Genomic DNA, 20062 nt, shown 5'->3' on the forward strand with positions numbered 1-20062 from the left:
CGCGATATGGGGCACAGAGTCGGGCGAAGAAAAGTGACGGGCAAAAAAAAGCCGGCAGATTGCAGCTGCCGGCTAGGGGTCAGTGCCCTTGGGGATGGGCACCTTGGGGAACACGCCCAGGGGGACGGGCGCGCTCTTGGGTTCTCACCCAAATTCCACTGCATCCGATGCATTCCCTTCACTACAAAGACTAAGCTGGGCCGCTAAGGTTCCCCACTCTTTTTCTTCGCGCTGCGTTCCGCAGTTCGGATTCGGGAACTGTATCCCACAATCTGATTCGCCGGGGGCAAAATATTCTGTTGTTGAGACATTCTTCCCGCTCTGAACCCAATTAACTTCCTTCATGCGCAATTTTTCGCCGATGCAGATCATTGCTTGACCAGAGCGGCAGGCAGTTACAGCGTACCCAGACGCAAACGCCAGGCAAAAAAAAGCCCCGAGGGGGGTAGCTTCGGGGCGAGGGGCTTCTGACTAAGCTTTGGGGGATGATGATGCAATCCAACGATCTTGCTTAGTTAGAGGCCCCCTGATTGCGGGAGTTCCGCAGGTTCGAAAAAAATTTAAAAAAATGTAAACCCGATGACTCAGTGCGCCTCATCCCAGTTGACGCCTTCACCGAGATCCGCGATTAACGGCACATCCAGTTCTGCGGCGGCCTGCATCAACTCGGGAATACGCTTTACGATCAAACCCCGCTCGTTCGCGGGCACTTCCAGCACCAGTTCATCGTGCACCTGCATGATCAGGCGCGACTGCAGCGCTTCCTCGCGCAACCAGGCATCCACCGCAATCATCGCGCGCTTGATAATGTCCGCTGCGGTGCCCTGCATCGGCGCATTGATCGCGGTGCGCTCGGCGGCCTGACGCTGCATGCCATTGCGGGAATTGATTTCCGGCAGGTACAGGCGGCGGCCGAACAGGGTTTCCACGTAGCCCTTGTCCGCGGCCTGCTTGCGGGTGTTCTCCATGTAAGCGAGGACACCGGGGTAGCGCTGGAAATAACGGTCGATATAGGTCTGGGCATCCGCGCGCGGGATATCCAGCTGCTTGGCGAGGCCGAAAGCACTCATCCCGTAGATCAGCCCGAAGTTGATGGCTTTCGCTCGGCGACGCTGCTCATCGGACACCTCAGCGGCGGGCACCTCGAACACCTCGGCGGCGGTCGCACGGTGAATGTCGGCGCCCTCGGCAAAGGCATCCAACAGGCCTTTATCTCCCGACAGGTGCGCCATGATGCGCAGCTCGATCTGCGAGTAGTCCGCAGCCACGATCAGGCTGCCCCCATTGATGCGCGGATCGGCGACGAAGGCCTGGCGAATGCGGCGGCCCTCTTCGGTGCGAATCGGGATATTCTGCAGATTGGGGTCGCTCGAAGACAGGCGCCCGGTAGCCGCCACCGCCTGGTGATACGAGGTGTGCACACGGCCGCTGGTCGGGTCGATCATTTGCGGCAGCTTGTCGGTGTATGTATTTTTCAGTTTGGCCATGCCCCGGTACTGCATGATCAACGCCGGCAGTTTGTGGGAAAGGGCCAGCTCCTGTAGTACCGGCTCCGCGGTGGACGGCGCCCCCTTGGGGGTCTTCTTGATCACCGGGATCTGGAGTTTTTCAAACAGGATAGCGCCCAGCTGCTTGGTGGAGCCGAGATTGAATTCCTCGCCCGCCTCGTCGTAGGCGCGCTGTTCGAGCTCGCGCATTTTCTGTTCCAGCTCGCCGGACTGCTTCTTCAGCATGGCCGCATCGATGTAGGCACCATTGCGCTCGATATGCACCAGCACGGGTACCAGCGGCATCTCGATTTCGTCGAGCACTTTTTCCAGGCTCGGCTCCTTGGCCAGGCGACCACTCAGCTCCCGGTGCAGGCGCAGGGTAATATCGGCGTCTTCCGCGGCGTAGGGCCCGGCCTTGTCCAGTTCGATCTGGTTGAAGGTCAGCTGCTTGGCGCCCTTGCCGGCAATATCCTCGAACTTGACCGTTGATTCGCCGAGATATTTTTGCGCGAGGCTGTCCATATCGTGCCGGCTGGCGGTGCTGTTCAGCACGTAGGATTCCAGCATGGTGTCGCGTGCGATGCCGCGCAGCTGGATGGCGTAATTGGCCAGAATATGGCTGTCGTATTTGAGGTTCTGGCCGACTTTTTTATAGCGCTCATCTTCAAGAATCGGCTTCAGTTTGCCCAGTGCCACGTCGAAGTCCACCTGCGCGGGCGCACCCATGTAGTCGTGGGCAAGGGGCAGGTAAGCGGCCTCACCGGGCTCCACCGCGAAGCTCACCCCCACCAGTTTGGCCTGCATATAGTTGAGGCTGGTGGTTTCCGTATCAAAGGCGAACACCTCGGCGTTTTTCAGTCGCTCCAGCCAGGCGTCCAGGGTTTTCTCATCGAGAATAATGCTGTAGTTGCGCTCGACCGCCAGCGCCTCGGCGGCGGATTCCGGCTCGTCGTCACCGCCCAGCTCATCGACCCAGCTGCGGAACTCCAGCTCGCTAAACATCGCCCGCAGCTTTTCCGTATCCGGCTCGCCATTGGCCAGGGACTCCGGCGCACAATCCATCTCGACATCGGTTTTGATGGTGGCGAGCAGGTACGACATATCCGCGGCGTCTTTGTGCTCCGCCATTTTCTTGGCCAGGGTCTTGGAGCCGCGGAACCCCAGCGGCGCGATGGCGTCGAGATTGGCGTAGATGTCTTTCAGGCTGCCCAGACCCTGCAGCAGTGCCAGCGCGGTTTTTTCCCCCACACCCGGAACCCCGGGAATGTTGTCGGCCTTGTCGCCCATCAAGGCGAGGAAGTCGATGATCAGGTCCGGGCCTACGCCAAACTTTTCCTTCACCCCCTCTTCATCCAGCACGGTGTTGGACATGGTGTTTACCAGGGTCACACCGGGGCGCACCAGCTGGGCCATGTCCTTGTCGCCGGTGGAGATGATGACGTCGATGCCTTTCTGCTGCGCTTGCACCGCCAGCGTACCGATCACATCGTCCGCTTCCACGCCGTCGATCACCAGCCGCGGCAGGCCCATGGCGTCGATGATGTCGTGGATCGGCTGGATCTGCGCGCGCAGGTCGTCGGGCATGGGGGGGCGGTGCGATTTGTATTCTTCAAACAGCTCATCGCGGAAGGTCTTGCCCTTGGCGTCGAAAACCACGACTACCGGGCTGTCCGGGTGCTCCTTGAGGTGCTTGCGCAGCATGGAGATCACGCCCCGCACGGCGCCGGTAGGCTGGCCCTGGCTGGTGGCCAGGGGCGGCAGGGCGTGAAAGGCGCGGTACAGGTAGGAGGAGCCGTCAACCAGAATCAATGGCGCGGAAGGTTTCTTGTCATTGCTCATATACAGATGGAAAGCCGGAGTTGGGTTTGCAGGTCTTTATGTTGGGGCACAGGATACCTGCGATCGGTTCTTTTCGCTCCCCTCCTCGCGCTCCACTCCTGCACCGACAGCGGCTTTTTCCGTCCATCGTCAACGCCGCGCCAGTCATCGCACTGTCGCCCGCCTCTCTCTCACACCTTCTAGGCTTGGTATAGGAAATTTACCGAGAGGTGATCGAGATGGAACCCCGCTACTTACTGTCGGGTCTGCTGGCCTGCGCCCTGTCCTGCGCAGCCTTTGCCACGGAAGAAACCGATGCCCAGCCGGCCACGGCCGACAAGGCGCCCGAGATCATGGAGCACGTGGAGGCCGTGGGCTACCCGGTGCCCGCGATCACGCAGGATGCCGACGAGACCGACCGGCGCCTGGTGGCGGAGCAGTTCCGTGAGCAGTCCCGGCAGGAGCTGCTGCGCGAGCACAACCGCCGCGCACTCATGGACAGCGTGCACAATATCCAGCAGCAACAGCTGGAAGCCTTCCGCACCGCCGGCGAAGGCCAGGGCAGCGAGGAAGAAACCGCGGAAGTGGTGAAGACCGCGCCCACACAGCAACCATCGGAGCAAGTGGTTCAGGAACCGCTGAACCTGCAGCAACCGGCGGCGCTGACCATCGAACCGGTTGCGGATGGCGAGGAAGAGGCGACGGCCATCGAGCCCGCGCAGGAGACGCAACAGGCAGAAGAGGCAGCCCAGGAACCCAGTTAACGTTGGCGGCAATGCCTGCGCGCAATCCCCGGGGCGTCAGTGATCCCGGTCCGGAATGGCCCCCAGGCACTGGCGCGCATCCGCCAGTAGCCGGGCCATGAGATCCGCATAATCGGCATTCTCTGGCAGCGCCGTGCCCAGCGGGTCCAACGCCACATAGTCGAGATTCAGGTGCGCCGCCGTCTGCCGATCGCGGTCATTGGCTGGCACCTCACCGAACAGACAGCCGTGCACCGGCCCTGCTCCCCGCTTTTGCTGCTTGTCCAACATAGTGCGCGCACCGTGCTGGTGGCCGGCAGTGGCGCCAAGACTTTCCGTGACGACACCCGCGGGCCCGAAAAACTGGCTGTAAGCTTTGTGGGTGGAGACGATGGGAACATCGCGGTAGGCCCAGAGCGCGCGGTCCTGCACTTTCTGCAGGTTGGCCATGGCGCGGGAAAAATCACGTGCCCGGGTGCGGAACGCCTCTGCCCGCTGCGGGTTCAGGTGTGCGAGCCGGTTGGCGATGTGCGCGGCCATCACCGCCGCATTGCGCGGGCGCAACCACAGATGCGGGTCATCCGCGTCGGCACCTTCGAACTCATAGCCACCCGCGGCGAGCAAGCCCAGCTGTCGATCCGCCGGCAACAGCGACATCTGCCGCGCCAGTACCGATTCCATTTCCGGGCCCAGCCACACCACCAGCTGCGCCGACTCCATCGCCAGCCGGTCGGCAACCTTGGGGGCGTAGTGATGGGGGTCACCGCCGCGGATCAGCTCCCTGACCTCGATGTCATCCGCGGCGACCTCCCGGGCAATCATTGCCACCGGCGCAATGCTGGCCAGCAACACCGGCGGCTCCGTGCGAGCCGGGGTTTCGTTACCACAGCCGGCAACCAAGGCGGCGAGAGCAGCGATAATCAGGAAACATACGGTTGGGAATGATGGTTTGAACATGTAAAGAAGGCCTGGCCGGTACAAAATGGCGCGCAAAATCCCCGCCTCAATTTCGGGGTCGTGGTCATTGCAACACAATGACACACCGCAACGTGGGAAAGGGGGTGCGATATAATCACACCCGGCTTACACTCGCCAGCCGTATCCGCCCATTGCAACCCATCTGTCAGCCGATTTGGAGTATCTCCTGAGCTCTTCTGCCCCGCTCATCCGCGCCCACAACCTCGGTCTGGAAATCGCGGGCCGGCAGCTGCTGCACGATATTTCGCTGGCATTGCAGCCAGCCGAAATCGTCACCGTGATCGGCCCCAATGGCGCCGGCAAGACGACCCTGCTGCGCCTGCTGCTCGGGCTCAGCAAGCCCACCAGTGGCACAGTGGAGCGAATCCCCGGCCTTCGTCTTGGCTATATGCCCCAGCGCCTGCAAATTGATGCCACCATGCCGATGACGGTGGGGCGTTTCCTGCAGCTGGGTATCGAAGGCGTATCGGTGGAGGATGCACTGGCGCGGGTGGCGGCACCCCATCTTGCATCCGCGCGGCTCGCGGATTTATCCGGTGGCGAGATGCAGCGGGTACTTCTGGCACGGGCAGCGGCGCGCCGGCCGCAACTGCTGGTGCTGGATGAGCCCACCCAGGGTGTCGATGTCGGGGGCCAGAGTGAGGTTTACCAGCTCATCGCGCAGTTGCGTGACGAGCTTCGCTGCGGCGTGTTGCTGGTGTCCCACGACCTGCACCTGGTGATGGCCGCGACCGACCGGGTGTTGTGCCTGAATCAGCACATCTGTTGTCACGGTCACCCGGAACAGGTCAGCAAGGACCCGGTCTATCTGGAAATGTTCGGGGACAAGCTCGCCCTGTATACCCATCACCACAACCACCACCACGATCTCAGTGGCGAGGTGGTGGACGAGCACTGCACGCACGACCACGCCCATGCGGTCACCCCACCCCCGTCCAGCTCAAACACGCCCGGCAGCGGTAACCACCAGTGAACGATTTGTCCCAGCTTCTACACAGCACCTTCCTCTGGTACGCCCTCGCTGCGGGTTTGCTGGTCGCGGTGGTCAGCGGCCCCCTGGGCTGCTTCGCCGTATGGCGACGGATGGCGTACTTTGGCGATACCCTCGCCCACTCGGCGCTGCTGGGGGTTACCCTCGGCTTCGTCCTGCATATTCAGCCGACACTCGCCGTGGGCGTGAGCAGCTGCCTGCTGGCGCTGCTGCTGGTGTATTTTCAGCGGCGCCAGAATCTTTCTGTCGACACCCTGCTGGGTATCCTGTCGCATTCCATGCTGGCGCTGGGGATCGTCACCGTCAGCCTGCTGGAAATCAACGTCGATTTGTTGTCACTGCTGCTGGGTGACCTGCTGGCGGTATCCGCCCAGGACCTGGTGCTGATGGCATTGGCGGCACTGGTGATCGGGATGTTGCTGCTGCTGCTGTGGCCCAAACTGCTCGCGTTCACCCTGCACGAGGAACTGGCCGCGGTGGAGGGCGTGCGGGTGGAGTGGATCCGGCTGGCGCTGATGCTGATGCTGGCGCTGCTGATCGCCATTGCCATGAAGGTGGTGGGTGTACTGTTGATCACCGCACTGTTGATCATTCCCGCCGCCGCGGCGCGGCGCATTTCCACGACCCCGGAACAGATGGCGGGCTTCGCTTCGTTAATCGGGTGTATCGCCGTACTGCTCGGGCTTGCCGCATCGGTGCTCTGGAACAGCCCCGCAGGACCTTCCATTGTGCTGGCGGCCGGTGGGTTATTCTTGCTTTGCCAGCTGCGCCCGGCAACCACCTGAGCCACCCGCCCGCCGGTTACTCCCGCTTCCGCCCGCTGTGGCGCGGCGGGCGCACCCGCTCACTGCCGGCCCGGTGAAACCCGTACACGGTGAGCCCGATGCCAATCAGCATGAGTGTGAATACGGCAATCCCAACATAAAGAATCAGAGTGTCTGACATGTCACTGCCGCTTAGCCAGTAGTGCGGAAACCTTGGCGTAGATACCGAAGCACAAAATGGACGGTACCCAGATGGCGGTGAACACACCCTGCTCGCGATAGCCGTTGAACCAGAGGTAACCCGACAGCGCAAAGGCAATCGCAACGGCGAGAAAGATAAACAAGTCCGAGAGCTGGAACATTGGCGCCTCCGTGTCCGTGGAGTGGTTAATCGTGGTAGAAGCCGAGAGCGGCTATCATCAGGCCGGCGATGGCGACAGACGCTGGAATACGCAAACCGGGGATACCGAACACCGAAACCAGTGAGGGCACCACACCCAGCAGCCCAAGCAGGAACCAGACAACCCACGGCAGAACCAGGGCGAGCCCAAGATAGCCCAGCCAGCGTCGCTTAACGCCCATGCCCATCCGCTTGTATCGCAGCTTGCACCTTCAAACTCATGAAACACCTTCAGCGTGATTCCGCCTATTTTCAGCCTAGCTCAAGGCTGTCCGACTAGCCCGCGGCGGCGTATACCAGCGCGGCTTCATTGGTGCAGAAGTGAAAAAGCGGGGAATTGGAGAGGGGAGGAGCGAGGGCGACAATGAAAGAGCCGCCCCGGGATGGTTCAGTCGAGGTGTTTGGGACCTTTAGGCGGGGTATCGCAACAACGTCATATGCAGCAGGTTTACCCCCCAGTGGGCAAACACACAGGCCCAGAAGCTGCCGCGCAGCTGCCACACCAGTGCATAACCCAGCCCGGCCACACCAACCAACGCCATAAGCGCTGGCGTTGCCGCCCAGCCGGTGTGCAGGGTGGTAAACACGGTCGCGACGAAGAGAGTGGGAAGCCAACGCCATTTACCGGTGAGCCATTCCCCCAGGCCCCGCTGCATCACCCAACGAAAGAATCCTTCTTCCGCAATGCACACCACCAGCAGGTTAATCAGTGCGGCGATAGCGATGGTGGCATTCAGCTTGGGAGAAACACCGAGCAGAAGCGCACCCAGTAGCACCGGTACCGCGACTGCTGCGGCGATTACCGGCAGGTCCGAACGCTTCAGGGGCTGCGGCCGATATAACATGAAGATCACTACTGTCAGCGCGATGATCGCCTTGGCTGGTCGCAAACTGGCATAGATCACATTGCCTTCGGCATCGGTGTAGGGCGGCAACACGGTGATGTGGTCATTGCCGGGTATCAGGCCACTGTTGACCACCAGCATCAGTGCCCCGGTGATCACAAAACTCAACGCGCGTTTCCAGCGCCTGGCATTTTCCATGGCAACCAGCCCGAGCCAGATCGCCGGCGCAAAGGTGCCGATCCAGCCGAACGGTATGGCCAGTAAACACAGAAGCGACGCCGGCAGCCAAAGCGATTTGGTGTCGAAGGGTGTGGCAGCGCGAATCACTGGCGCGCCGTCATGAACATTAAGTGAAAACATAGAAAATCCATTTTCGGTTTCGTCAAACGAGAGCAGGCGCCATCTTAGCGCCTGCTGCAATCCATTTCAGTGAAGAAATTCCCGCTATCCGTTATACGTGGCCCGCATGGATCGATAGGTGAGCTTCATTTTTGCCGGGTCCAGCGGCGCCTTGAAGAAACCGTGATAGTGTCCGCGCGGATTGATCAGCACAACCTGGGATCCGTGATCCACGGTGTAATTTCCGTCTTCCAGGGGCACCTTGTTGAACGGAACATTCAGCTGGTTGGCAAAGCGTTTCAGGTTAAGGAATTCGCCAGTAACCCCGTAGAAGTCGGGATTAAAGTAGCGAACATAGCTGTGCAGCTGCTCGGGTTTATCCCGTTGGGGGTCGACAGAAACCAGTAAAATATCCGTATCTTCCTGCGTGTCCTCATCCAGTGTCTGGTAGAAATTATTCAGCGTCGCAAGCGTGGTGGGACAAACGTCCGGACAATGGGTAAAGCCGAAAAACACCAGGGTCCAGCGCCCCGCCAGATCCGTGGTTTTGAAGGCATCCCCGGTATCCGCAAGCAGCTCGAATTCGTCGAGTATGCGCGGCCGCTCCAGCTTGATCGCACCATTGGCACGCAACTCCGCCTCGGTAATCACCCGCGGCTGATTCAATTTATTCAAAAAGCCGAGCAACACCGCCACCATGAACACCACCATGACTACGACGGTGAGATAAATTCCCCGCTTCTGCTCCCGGGTTTGTTGGACATTCTCGCTCATGTTCAGGCTCCACTCGTCGGCAACGCCACCAGGTAGTGATCCAGCAGCATGATACAGAACAGTGCCATCAGGTAGATGATGGAGTACTTGAAGGTTTCCATTCCCGCTTTGGGGTTTTTATCCCGCAGCATTTCAATGGCCCAGTAGAGGAACCCGATCCCCAGTACGACTGCGCCCAACAAATACATCCAGCCAAGCATGGCCGTTGCAAACGGAAGCAGGCTCACCGCAAACAGGATGATGGTGTAGAGAAGAATATGGACTTTGGTGTAACGCACACCGTGGGTGATGGGCAGCATGGGAATTTCTGCCTTGGCGTAATCATCACGGCGGTGCACCGCCAGCGCCCAGAAATGGGGCGGCGTCCAGGCAAAAATGATCAACGCAAGCAGTAACCCGTGACCGTGCATCTCGCCGGTCACCGCCACCCAACCCAGCAGAGGCGGCGCCGCACCGGCGAGACCACCAATCACGATATTCTGCGGTGTCGCACGCTTCAGAAACATGGTGTAGACAACGGCATAGCCCAGCAGCGACAGCAAGGTCAGCCATGCGGTCAGCGGGTTCACAAAAGCCAGCAGGATCGCCATTCCGCTGCACCCGAGAACGAGGGCGAATACCAACGCTTTTTGCGGCTCGACCCGACCCCTCGCCACCGGTCGGTTGGTGGTACGCGCCATTTTGATGTCGACATGACGATCCACCAGATGGTTGACCGCGGCGGCACCGCCAGCACACAAGGCAATGCCGATGTTCCCCAGTATCAGAATATCCAGTGGCACCATCCCCGGTACGGCCAGCAGCATACCGATCACGGAGGTGAGGATCATCAACATCACCACCCGCGGTTTGGTGAGTTCGTAGTAATCGCGCCAGCCGGCGCGCTGAACATTAACTGCCTGGATACTCATGGTTACCACCTCGATAGCATTTTTATAGTTGGCCCATTCCCTTGGCCTTTCTGCGAGGCCGGTCACTTGGTGTGACCCGGCGTGCTCCCTTGTATTTAACCAGAGGTACGACTCGATCCTCTTGCAAAGACAATTTGTTCGTTATGCAAAGCTCCTGTTCGCTGCCTGCACGGTATTAATGCGATAACAGAAGGTCAGCAGGCTTAACAGCAACAGTGCCGCGCCCGCATTGTGCGCCACCGCAATCGACAGCGGTAACGACATCACCACGTTCGCAATTCCGAGCCCTACTTGCAAGCACAAAACAGCGAACAACCCCTGCGCCCAGCGACGGGATCCTGCACGCCAGGCGAGCAGGCAAAGCAGGCTTACCAGGAGCGTGACGATGATTGCGCCGATACGATGGGTCATATGAATAGCCGTGCGCGCATCGCCCTCCAGTGCGCCACCCAGATAGTTCGGCCCGATCTGTTGTGCGATATTGAATCCCTGGGCGAAGTCCGTTTCTGGCCACCACTGGTTGTGACAGGTAGGGAAATCCGGACAGGCGAGTGCGGCGTAATTGGCACTGGTCCAACCACCGAGGGTAATCTGTAGGGCCACTGCGACGACCGCCGCCACCGCGAGCGGACGTAACTTTTGCAACGCGGTGAACTCCTGGGGCGGGATCACGCGTTTTCGATAACGCAGTCGCTCAACCAGCATCCACAGTAACGAGACAGTGGCCATGCCACCCAGTAAATGCGCGGTCACGACTTGCGGCCAAAGTTTCAGGGTTACCGTCCACATACCAAACGCAGCCTGCAGTACGATTAATCCCAGTAAAATGTGGCTCTGAATAAATCCGCGATGCCCGCGACGGCGCCAGAACATCACCGTGAGGCCGGCAACCAGTAGCAGCAGCATGCCGGCAAAATACCGGTGCACCATTTCCGGCCAGGTTTTATCGGTTTCTACGGGAGTATCCGGAAATGCCTGATTCGCCGCGGCAATTTCGTGGCCCTCATTCGGCCACAGCAGGTGCCCGTAGCAACCGGGCCAGTCGGGACACCCCAGGCCCGCATGCGTCAGGCGGGTGAACGCGCCAAGCACGATGACCACCAGTGCCAGTCCGGTGCCGATCAACGCCAGGCGGAAGCGCCAGTCTTTTTTGTAATTTTTTCTCAGTTCGGTGATGTCGGATTCCACATCCATTTTGCTCTCTCCTGAGGCTTGATTCACAGGGGGCCTTGTTGATCTGGATAGCTACCGCGTTGAGCAGGCCAGCTACCGCGATCGCGGCCTCTATTTTTCGTAGGAGTACTTCAGCAGTCGTTTGATATCTTTGAGTATCTGGTTGCCGGTATGCCGGTTGTTGTAAACCATCATCGCGAAACCATTCTGATCCACCAGCAGTACGCTTGGCCGCGCCAATTGCGCGTGGTCGCTGTCCGCGAGCCAGCGCTCGACCTGCTGCGAGTCCGCCATGGAAAAACGCAACAGAGGGTGCTGGCTGGCCAGATCCTGGTGGCGCAGTTCAGTGAGGGGCTCGCCGGTCACCAACAGGCGCTCTACGCGAGGGGCCTTTTCGGCGAGGCGGATGTGGACCTGGCGGGTGGTATACAGCAGCTTCTCGCATTCGCCTGCACACTTCTCATCGGCAACAATCAGGTAGCGCCACTTGGGCTCTTCATCGGACAGATTGATCCGCTGGCCATCGCGCTCGATCAGGTCAAGCTCGGCCACCTGCTGGGCCGGTTTCAGCAGCTCACCCTGATTGACGGTATCGGAAGGTATACCGATACCGGTGTAAAACACCACATAGGCGGCCAGGATCGGCAGCGCTACCGATGCAAATACGGTAAAACCGGCAAGGCGGCTGGGACCGGTTGACGGGCGTTGATTGCCGCCGTCGTCACCGCTGATGGAGTGTTCGATTTGAGTATTCTCTGCCACGATCTGACCTCACTACTGCGCCGCCGTGTGCCCGGTTTCCCGCCAGGCTTGCCGGGATACCGAGATGGGATGGCTCGTTATTGTTATTCGTTGATTATGTCTGTTCTGGCGAATTTTTAAACCACTTTTCTCGCACAATTTCCCGCGTTCTGGTCGCGGCCAGCAACCACATGACCAGCAGTGCAGCGGCCATCAAGAACCATTGCACGGCGTAGCCACGATGCTTTTGTGGATTTGTGGTGATCAATTGCCAGTCGGTCACCAGTGCCGTATCCGAGTCCGCACCGAGCCGCACGTGCCACTGGGGATGCTGCAGCCCCAGCCGCCTGCCCAGCCCCGCATCCATCGACTGAATGCGCCCGTGCCCGTCGGCTACAGCTGTGGAAGGGCGTGGACCCTCTTGATCGCTCTCCGCGCTCGGATACAGAAATCCGGTCACCACCTTGGCGGCCAGTGGGTAACGCACTTCCGGTAGTTGGCCACGATCCGGGCCGGCAGCAAGCCAACCGCGATTGATCAGCCAGCGCGACTTTTTCCCGGTCTTGGCGTGGCCGACATTCGCGCTGACCTCAAATACCTGTAACACCTCATAGCCCACGCGACCGTTGCGCGTCCGGTTGTCGAGGTACAGGTATTCGTCGGTGTAGACACCGAGCAAGCGGACCGGGGTAAAGATTTCCAGGGATTCAAGCCCGGACACCGATACCGGCTGAGAGGAGAGACGAGTGTTTAGTTGCTGGAGAATCTGCTGCTTTTCTTCGGCACGGTGCAATTGCCAGTTGCCGAGCCCGACCAACAGGGGAAAAAAGAAAAGGCACAGGGCGCTGAGAGTCCAGCTGCGGATAAATGCTACACTGGCAACGCGCGGTGGGTCGCCCGCTTCCGTGGAGAGTATTCCGGTCCCGGTGGATACTGCGTTATCGTCTTTATGTGACGATTCATTCGGAACAGTCATGCCAACAATACTTCTATAAATGGCGGTTAATTATGTGGCTAAAAGCAATAATCGTGTTGCTGTTTCTCGCCGTGCTGGCGAGCCTGACCAGCGCCCTGCTCTTCTTACTGCGTGATATGGGTGCGCCCGAATCCAAGCGTACACTCTATGCTCTCGGGGTTCGCATTTCCCTTGCCGCGCTTCTCCTTGTGGCCATCTGGTATGGCTTCCACAGTGGAGTGCTTTCCAACACCGCGCCCTGGGCCAATCGATACTGAGCAACCGTCATGGTGGATGGGCGACCTCCCATCCACCATTTGCTTGCGGGTTTACGCACCCAGCACGTAAACAAAGATAAACAGGCCTACCCAAACCACATCGACAAAGTGCCAGTACCAGCTCGCCGCCTCAAAACCAAAGTGGTCGTCCGGCTTGAAATGATGGGCGATGACCGAGCGCAGCAACATGATCAGCAGCATGATGGTTCCCAGCGTTACATGCGCGCCATGGAAACCGGTCAGCATAAAGAAGGTGGTGCCGTAGATGCCGGATTCGAGTGTCAATCCCAGCTGCTGATAGGCTTCGAGATATTCCTCTACCTGGAAAAACAGGAAGGTAAAACCCAGTATAACGGTGGCACCCAGCCACAGATTGAACCCCTGGCGCTTGCCCTTCTTCAGATACACATGCGCGACATGCACGGTGACACTGGAGGCAAGCAGCAGCACCGTGTTCAACAGCGGCAGGTGCCAGGGATCAATAATACCCTTGGGACCAACCACTTTGGCCGCATCGCCGGCCACCGCCTGCTCCGGGGTCACCATCAATGGCCAGGTATTCTGAAAGCCCTCCCATAACATGTTAGAGGAGCCGCGGTCGCCCTCACCGCCCAACCAGGGCAGGGTAAAGGTGCGAATGTAATACAGCGCACCAAAGAATGCCGCGAAGAACATCACTTCAGAAAAAATAAACCAGCCCATACCCCACACATAAGAGCGCTTAAGCTGGTCGCTGTTGAGCCCCTGCATGTTTTCCTGGATCACCGCCGCAAACCAGAACCACAGCACCGTGGCCATGGATAGTGCGCCGGCAAAGAAAATATAGGAGCTACCGCCATTGATCCAATTGGCGGCACCGAAGGCCGTCAGGAAGATGCCGATGGTGGCGAAGATAGGCAGCCGGGACTGCTCGGGAACATAGTAGCTGCTTTCGGTGGCCATAGTTTTTTATCCCTCTCGCTCGGAGTCGGTATTTTTGTTGTTCGCTTGTTTGGCAATTCTTTCCGTGACATCAAACAGCGTGTAGGAAAGCGTAATGGTGTTTACACCGGCAGGCAGATCCGGGTCGACAATAAAGCGCAGCCCCAGTTCGGCCGTTTCTCCGGCAGCGAGCGCCTGCTGGTTAAAGCAGAAACACTCGGTCTTGTGGAAATAGCTCGCCGCCTTGAATGGCACCACACTGGGAATGGCCTGGCCGATCATGTCGGCGTCGGTGGGGTTGCGCGCATGGAATACGGTGTCTACCGCCTCACCGGGATGCACATAGATTTCCACCGTATCGGGCTTGAATTCCCAGGGCATGTTTTCATTGTTGCTGGCAACAAACTGCACTTTTACCCTGCGCTCCGTGTCCACCGCCGCCGGCACCGCCTCATAGCGGCCGCCGGTTTTCCCGTTGAGCCCGGTGACTTCACAGAAGGCGTCGTAGAGCGGCGGCATGATGAACAGCGCAAAGCCGAGCATGCTGACCGCGAGGGTCAGCATCTTGACGGTGGTTTTTGCGTTTGCACTCATGGACATGGGTATTACCTGCTCACGCAATCAGCGTACGACCGGTGGCGTGCTGAAGGTATGGTACGGCGCCGGTGACGGCACGCTCCACTCCAGCCCTTCCGGGTTTTCCCAGACCTCGTCGGTGGCCTTTTTGCCACCCTTCACGGTGCGGATCACGTTGAACAGGAACACGATCTGTGCCGCGCCGAACAGGAAGGCTCCCATACTGGCGATCTGGTTGAAGTCGGCAAATTGCAGCGCGTAGTCCGGAATGCGGCGCGGCATGCCGGCAAGGCCGACGAAATGCATGGGGAAGAAGGTCACATTCAGGCCGACAAACGCCATCCAGAAATGCACTTTACCCATGGTCTCGTTGTACATGTTGCCGGTCCACTTCGGCAGCCAGTAATACACACCCGCGGTGATCGAGAAGATGGCTCCAGGCACCAGCACGTAGTGGAAGTGCGCCACCACAAAGTAGGTATCGTGATACTGGAAGTCCGCCGGTGCGATGGCGAGCATCAGGCCGGAGAAACCGCCCAGGGTAAACAGTATTACAAACGCGATCGAGAACAGCATGGGCGTTTCGAAGGTCATCGACCCGCGGAACATGGTGGTTACCCAGTTGAACACCTTCACCCCGGTGGGTACCGCGATCAGCATGGTGGCGTACATGAAGAACAGCTCACCGGCAATCGGCATACCCACAGTAAACATGTGGTGCGCCCACACGATAAAGCTGAGGAAGGCGATCGACGCGGTGGCGTACACCATGGAGCTGTAACCGAACAGCGGCTTGCGCGCGAAGGTGGGAATGATCGCCGACACAATACCGAAGGCCGGCAGGATCATGATGTATACCTCGGGGTGACCGAAGAACCAGAACACGTGCTGGAACAGGACCGGGTCACCACCACCGGCAGCGCTGAAGAAGCTGGTGCCGAAGTGAATATCCATCAACATCATGGTGACCACGCCCGCGAGCACCGGCATTACCGCAATCAGCAGGTATGCGGTGATCAACCAGGTCCATACGAACAGCGGCATCTTCATCAGCGTCATGCCGGGAGCACGCATATTCAAAATGGTCGCCACGATGTTGATGGCGCCCATGATGGAAGACGCACCCATGATATGCACGGCGAAGATAAAGAAGGTTACGCTGGGCGGCGCATATTCTGTGGAGAGCGGTGCGTAGAAGGTCCACCCGAAGTCCGGTGCACCACCTTCCATGAACAGGGTGGATGTCAGCATCGCGAACGCGAATGGCAGAATCCAGAAGCTCCAGTTGTTCATGCGCGGCAGAGCCATGTCCGGGGCACCGATCATCATCGGTACCATCCAGTTGGCGAGCCCCACAAAGGCGGGCATCACCGCACCGAACACCATGATCAGGCCGTGCATGGTGGTCATCTGGTTGAAGAAGGCGGGCTGCACAATCTGCAGGCCGGGCTGGAACAATTCGGCGCGAATAACCAGCGCCATACAACCGCCAAGCAGGAACATCGCAAAACTGAACCACAGGTACATCGAGCCGATGTCCTTGTGGTTAGTCGTGTAGAGCCAGCGGGTAAAACCGGGTTTGGGACCGTGTGCCATATCTAAACTCCTCTCGGCTCCTGCTTACTTATTCTTGAAATTGAGAATGTCGATGGGCTGCACGGTGTCGCCCATATTGTTGCCGAAGGCATTGCGCTGGTAGGTAATAACCGCAGCGAGATCCACTTCATTCAACTGTGCACCGAAGGCCTGCATGGCGGGGTTTTTGGGCGAGCCATTCACCACCATACTCAAGTGACCATCCATGCCGCCGGTGGCGACTTTGGACCCGGCAATGGCCGGGAAGGTACCGGGCACACCCTGACCGCCGGGGAGGTGACAGGCCGCACATGCGCGGTTGTACACGTTTTTGCCGCGCTCGTAGAGCTCGTCAAAGGTGAAGGTCTTATTGGTCAACTCCTTGATCAGGGCGGCCTGCTCGGCGCGCTTGCTCAACCAGGAGTGATATTCATCTTCCGGCACAGCCTTGACCACGATCGGCATAAAGCCGTGATCCTTGCCGCACAGCTCCGCGCATTGACCACGGTAGATACCGGGCTCGTCGATACGCGTCCACGATTCGTTCACGAACCCCGGAATCGCATCTTTTTTTACTGCCAGATCCGGCACCCACCACGCATGGATCACGTCATTGGCGGTAATCAGGAAGCGAATTTTTTTATTGATCGGCACCACCATCGGCTCGTCAACTTCCAGCAGGTAGTTTTCGTTCTTGGGTTGCTGGTTATTAATTTGTGAGGCGGGGGTGGCGAGATTGGAAAAGAAGGAGACATCGGAACCCAGGTAGTCGTATTTCCACTTCCACTGGTAGCCGGTGATCATAATATCGAGATCGGCGTCCTTGGTGTCGTAGATATCGTACAGGGTTTTGGTGGCGGGTATCGCCATACCCACCAGAATCAGGGTGGGCACTATGGTCCACGCCAGTTCCACCAGCGTACTTTCGTGAAACTGTGCAGCCTTGTAACCCTTGCTTTTGCGGTGACGCCACATGCTGTAGAACATCACGCTAAACACCACCACGCCGATTGCCACGCAGATCCAGAAAATCAGCATGTGCAAGTCGTAAGTGGTACGGGAAACTTCGGTAACCCCCTGGGTCATATTGACCCCCCAACGCTGAACGCCCTCCTGTGCTTTTTCTGCCGCTTCTTGAGCGAGCGCACCGGGAGCGAGAGCCGTGAGGGTCAGGAAGGCGAACAGCCGTTTTAAGCCCATCAACATCGCCTGCAGATCTCCATGTTTGTTATTCTCGCGGGCCGCTTTTCCGCGGTCGCATGGCTGCTGCCACCCACACAGGAAAAACCCGTGGGCGGTCGCGGCGCTGCAAACCACAAACTAGCGAAACCCTGTAACAGCGGCTGGCTGTTCGGAGGACTGGAGTCTGCCCCGATCCTGGGATCGGGTTATGTTCCACACATCATGATGTGGACATGCTGTAGTAAACCAAGACTACATACACTGTTCGCACACCGGGCGAGGACCTCGACTGCGCGATACTGCTGACAGTGCAACTTGTTATTTTTTACTTCAGATGTCGTCGCCCGGAAGGTACAACCAACAACCTGTGTCTTTTGTCGCATCTAGCGTTTTCAAAAGAAACACATTGCCAGAAGAAAGTCAATTAAATCGCCTACTTACATGAAAAATTCACAGGCGCGCCCTGGTGCCATTTCCCGCCGCTTTCGCGCCCCGTATATGCGGGTGTGGCAACTGGCGTGGCCCATGATTCTGAGCAACATCACCGTGCCTCTGCTGGGTGCAGTGGATACTGCTGTGCTCGGCCACTTGCCAAGCCCGGAATATCTTTCCGGCGTTGCCATCGGCGCCAGTGTGGTTTCCATGCTGCTGTGGGCCTTCGGCTTTCTGCGCATGGGCACCACGGGACTGGTGGCGCGCGCCACTGACGATGCCGACGGGGCGGCCTGGCTGTTGCGCGCGCTGTGTCTTGCCGGCTTGCTGGGTTCCCTGCTGCTGGTGCTCGCCTCCCCCCTGTTGCCCGCAATCGTGCAGTGGATGAATGCCAGCGCCGAAGCCAGCCCGCACGCTCGCGATTACCTGCAAATCCGCCTGCTGAGTGCGCCACTGGCGCTGGCCAATTTCGCTTTGCTGGGCTTTTTCATCGGCCGTCAGGACAGCCGTGCTCCCCTGGCGATTCTGGTAACGGCGAACCTGCTGAACATCGTTCTCGACCTGTTGCTGATCCTTGGCCTGGGAATGGGCGCGCGGGGCGCGGCCTGGGCCTCGGTGTGCGCGGATGTCTGCGGCTTCGGCATGGGTCTGTGGCTAATGGGCAAACGCCATCAGCCAGCGGTCATGCAGATTCGGCGAGTGCTGCTCGAATCAGATTTCTGGCCGTGGCGCAATGGGGCGCCGTGGCGAGAACTGCTGCACATCAACGCGGATTTGTTTGTGCGCACCTGCCTGCTGCTGTTCACGCTGACATTTTTCACTGCACAGGGGGCTGCTCAGGGAGATACGGTGCTGGCGGCCAACGCCATACTGCTGCAATTACTGATGATGACCTCCTACGCACTGGATGGTTTTGCCCATGCCACCGAGTCTCTGGTAGGGCGTGCCGTTGCCCGCAAGTCGATGACGCAATTTCTGCGCACCAACGCGGCGGCAGGCACCTGGGCGCTGACATCCGCGGTGCTGATCACGTTGCTGCTGATCGCGGGAGAACACTGGATATTGCCGCTGTTCACCAATATTCCCGCGGTTTTGTCCGCATCTCTGGAGTACTACACCTGGCTGTGCGCGTTGCCTCTGGTGGCGGTTTGGAGCTATCAGCTGGACGGGGTTTTCATCGGCGCGGGCAAGAGCCGACAAATGCGGGACACGATGATCATCGCCACTGTGATGGTGTTTTTACCATGCTGGTGGTTTACCCGCCACTGGGGCAACGATGGCATCTGGTTTAGCTTATTTTTGTGGTTTGGCGCACGTTCTTGCGGATTGATGGTCTACTTTTATAACTACACTAAGAACAACCATTGGATGTCATTGGAGCTACGCTAGCGAATCCTCTTCCAACGTTAAGCAGTCTTGTCTTCTCTCTTGAGCAGAGTTCCGCACAGGAGCCAGCGGGGGGCCCGCAGACAAAGAAACGGGGAGGCGGTTTCGTCGTTTTTGTTTTGATGTATGCCTGACCATTATCAACTGATCCAGCAGTGCATTGATCGCGCCGTCACCGCCGAACAGGCCCGTGGCCGTTTTCGACGTTCCCTGCACGACACCCTGCCAAGCCTTCACCGCAGTATTCATTTGCCGCAACGGGATGCCCCGCTGCACATCACCTGTTTTGTCATTCGGTATATCCAGGCCATTCCGTCGTGGCTGAAGCGTCTGGATGAACTGTGCCAGGCGGGCGGCCTGAACTTCGTTCCCGTGCGCGAGCTCATCCTGCACAGCTTTAGTGAGATCCCCGAGCGACAGCCGCACGAACACGGCCTGGGTTCGATTCTGGATGAGGCGTACCTGGCCCACCGCACCATGGAAGAAATCAATGATGTGCTGCACCCGGTGTGCGGTACACCGCTGCTGCCGATGGATCCGATGGTGGCCAATCTGGTGGTGCGGGAGCTGCTGGGAGAAGCACTGGCTTGCCAGCTCGACAACCTGGCGGACGTTTTACTGCAGCGCTTTGAGCCCACCGAACTGGACCCGAAGCGACTGGTCTCGATGATTTTACACAAGCAGCGTTATGACGATGCGCCGGGAGAGTGGCCGGACTTCGCACGTCACATGCAAATTGATTTGCGTGCGCCCTCCCTGCCACACCATATGGACCTTTCGCACTGAGGTT

21 protein-coding genes are annotated in these 20062 nt (G+C 58.9%); 6 read left to right on the top strand and 15 right to left on the bottom strand.

Annotated features, from left to right (window positions below):
- Nucleotides 1–584: 584 nt before the first annotated feature.
- Nucleotides 585–3329, bottom strand: coding sequence for a DNA polymerase I (gene polA / locus AU182_RS01450; RefSeq protein ID WP_066959650.1), 2745 nt, complete (start codon nt 3327–3329; stop codon nt 585–587).
- 218 nt (nt 3330–3547) lie between these two features.
- Between polA and AU182_RS01455 the strand changes: the two genes are divergently transcribed.
- Nucleotides 3548–4072, top strand: coding sequence for a hypothetical protein (locus AU182_RS01455; RefSeq protein WP_066959652.1), 525 nt, complete (start codon nt 3548–3550; stop codon nt 4070–4072).
- 36 nt (nt 4073–4108) lie between these two features.
- Here the strand turns inward: AU182_RS01455 and AU182_RS01460 are convergent, their stop codons facing one another.
- The gene (locus AU182_RS01460; RefSeq protein ID WP_082859147.1) at nt 4109–5008 is read right to left on the bottom strand and encodes a metal ABC transporter substrate-binding protein; all 900 of its coding nucleotides are present in this window, start codon (nt 5006–5008) and stop codon (nt 4109–4111) included.
- A 175-nt stretch (nt 5009–5183) separates the two neighbouring features.
- Between AU182_RS01460 and znuC the strand changes: the two genes are divergently transcribed.
- A complete protein-coding gene (gene znuC, locus AU182_RS01465; RefSeq protein ID WP_227718077.1) occupies nt 5184–6002 on the top strand; it encodes a zinc ABC transporter ATP-binding protein ZnuC in 819 nt (272 codons plus the stop codon).
- On the top strand, nt 5999–6805 hold the full coding sequence (locus AU182_RS01470) for an iron chelate uptake ABC transporter family permease subunit (RefSeq protein WP_082859148.1): 807 nt from the start codon (nt 5999–6001) through the stop codon (nt 6803–6805). The genes znuC and AU182_RS01470 overlap by 4 nt, the downstream gene beginning before the upstream one ends.
- A gap of 16 nt (nt 6806–6821) precedes the next feature.
- Here AU182_RS01470 and AU182_RS16605 read toward each other — a convergent pair whose 3' ends face one another.
- From AU182_RS16605 to AU182_RS01510, 9 genes are all read right to left on the bottom strand, one after another.
- Nucleotides 6822–6965 (bottom strand): hypothetical protein, encoded by a 144-nt coding sequence (locus AU182_RS16605; RefSeq protein ID WP_193754268.1) that lies wholly within the window; start codon nt 6963–6965, stop codon nt 6822–6824.
- A gap of 1 nt (nt 6966) precedes the next feature.
- Complete coding sequence (locus AU182_RS01475) at nt 6967–7146, bottom strand: hypothetical protein (RefSeq protein WP_066959654.1); 180 nt, start codon at nt 7144–7146, stop codon at nt 6967–6969.
- A gap of 25 nt (nt 7147–7171) precedes the next feature.
- The gene (locus AU182_RS01480) at nt 7172–7366 is read right to left on the bottom strand and encodes a hypothetical protein (protein WP_153039083.1); all 195 of its coding nucleotides are present in this window, start codon (nt 7364–7366) and stop codon (nt 7172–7174) included.
- Between the two features lie 228 nt (nt 7367–7594).
- Nucleotides 7595–8389 carry a CPBP family intramembrane glutamic endopeptidase gene (locus AU182_RS01485; RefSeq protein ID WP_153039084.1) on the bottom strand — a complete coding sequence of 265 codons (795 nt, stop codon included), beginning with the start codon at nt 8387–8389 and terminating at the stop codon, nt 7595–7597.
- An 84-nt stretch (nt 8390–8473) separates the two neighbouring features.
- Nucleotides 8474–9142 carry an SCO family protein gene (locus AU182_RS01490; RefSeq protein WP_066959660.1) on the bottom strand — a complete coding sequence of 223 codons (669 nt, stop codon included), beginning with the start codon at nt 9140–9142 and terminating at the stop codon, nt 8474–8476.
- A gap of 2 nt (nt 9143–9144) precedes the next feature.
- On the bottom strand, nt 9145–10053 hold the full coding sequence (cyoE, locus tag AU182_RS01495) for a heme o synthase (RefSeq protein WP_066959662.1): 909 nt from the start codon (nt 10051–10053) through the stop codon (nt 9145–9147).
- 141 nt (nt 10054–10194) lie between these two features.
- A complete protein-coding gene (locus AU182_RS01500) occupies nt 10195–11247 on the bottom strand; it encodes a heme A synthase (RefSeq protein WP_066959664.1) in 1053 nt (350 codons plus the stop codon).
- A 90-nt stretch (nt 11248–11337) separates the two neighbouring features.
- The gene (locus AU182_RS01505; RefSeq protein ID WP_193754269.1) at nt 11338–11988 is read right to left on the bottom strand and encodes a hypothetical protein; all 651 of its coding nucleotides are present in this window, start codon (nt 11986–11988) and stop codon (nt 11338–11340) included.
- Nucleotides 11989–12082: 94 nt separating this feature from the next.
- Nucleotides 12083–12943: an SURF1 family protein gene (locus AU182_RS01510; protein WP_066959666.1), complete on the bottom strand. Its 861-nt coding sequence runs from the start codon at nt 12941–12943 to the stop codon at nt 12083–12085.
- A gap of 32 nt (nt 12944–12975) precedes the next feature.
- Between AU182_RS01510 and AU182_RS01515 the strand changes: the two genes are divergently transcribed.
- Nucleotides 12976–13200, top strand: coding sequence for a DUF2909 domain-containing protein (locus AU182_RS01515; protein WP_066959668.1), 225 nt, complete (start codon nt 12976–12978; stop codon nt 13198–13200).
- Between the two features lie 51 nt (nt 13201–13251).
- On the opposite strand, the gene AU182_RS01520 is transcribed toward AU182_RS01515, so the two are convergent.
- From AU182_RS01520 to coxB, 4 genes are read right to left on the bottom strand one after another with little or no spacing between them, the layout of a single operon-like run.
- The gene (locus tag AU182_RS01520; protein WP_066959670.1) at nt 13252–14142 is read right to left on the bottom strand and encodes a cytochrome c oxidase subunit 3; all 891 of its coding nucleotides are present in this window, start codon (nt 14140–14142) and stop codon (nt 13252–13254) included.
- A 6-nt stretch (nt 14143–14148) separates the two neighbouring features.
- Entirely contained in the window at nt 14149–14721 is a 573-nt protein-coding gene (locus tag AU182_RS01525; RefSeq protein WP_066959672.1) for a cytochrome c oxidase assembly protein, read from the bottom strand.
- Between the two features lie 21 nt (nt 14722–14742).
- On the bottom strand, nt 14743–16293 hold the full coding sequence (ctaD, locus tag AU182_RS01530) for a cytochrome c oxidase subunit I (protein ID WP_066959674.1): 1551 nt from the start codon (nt 16291–16293) through the stop codon (nt 14743–14745).
- Nucleotides 16294–16317: 24 nt separating this feature from the next.
- On the bottom strand, nt 16318–17478 hold the full coding sequence (gene coxB, locus AU182_RS01535) for a cytochrome c oxidase subunit II (protein ID WP_066961952.1): 1161 nt from the start codon (nt 17476–17478) through the stop codon (nt 16318–16320).
- 417 nt (nt 17479–17895) lie between these two features.
- On the opposite strand from coxB, the gene AU182_RS01540 reads away from it, so the two are divergent.
- Both AU182_RS01540 and AU182_RS01545 read left to right on the top strand, forming a co-directional pair.
- Entirely contained in the window at nt 17896–19275 is a 1380-nt protein-coding gene (locus AU182_RS01540; RefSeq protein ID WP_227718078.1) for an MATE family efflux transporter, read from the top strand.
- A gap of 123 nt (nt 19276–19398) precedes the next feature.
- A complete protein-coding gene (locus tag AU182_RS01545) occupies nt 19399–20058 on the top strand; it encodes a hypothetical protein (protein WP_066959676.1) in 660 nt (219 codons plus the stop codon).
- Nucleotides 20059–20062: the final 4 nt, after the last annotated feature.

The organism is Microbulbifer sp. Q7 (assembly GCF_001639145.1).
In the GTDB taxonomy this organism is placed as follows: Bacteria; Pseudomonadota; Gammaproteobacteria; order Pseudomonadales; family Cellvibrionaceae; genus Microbulbifer.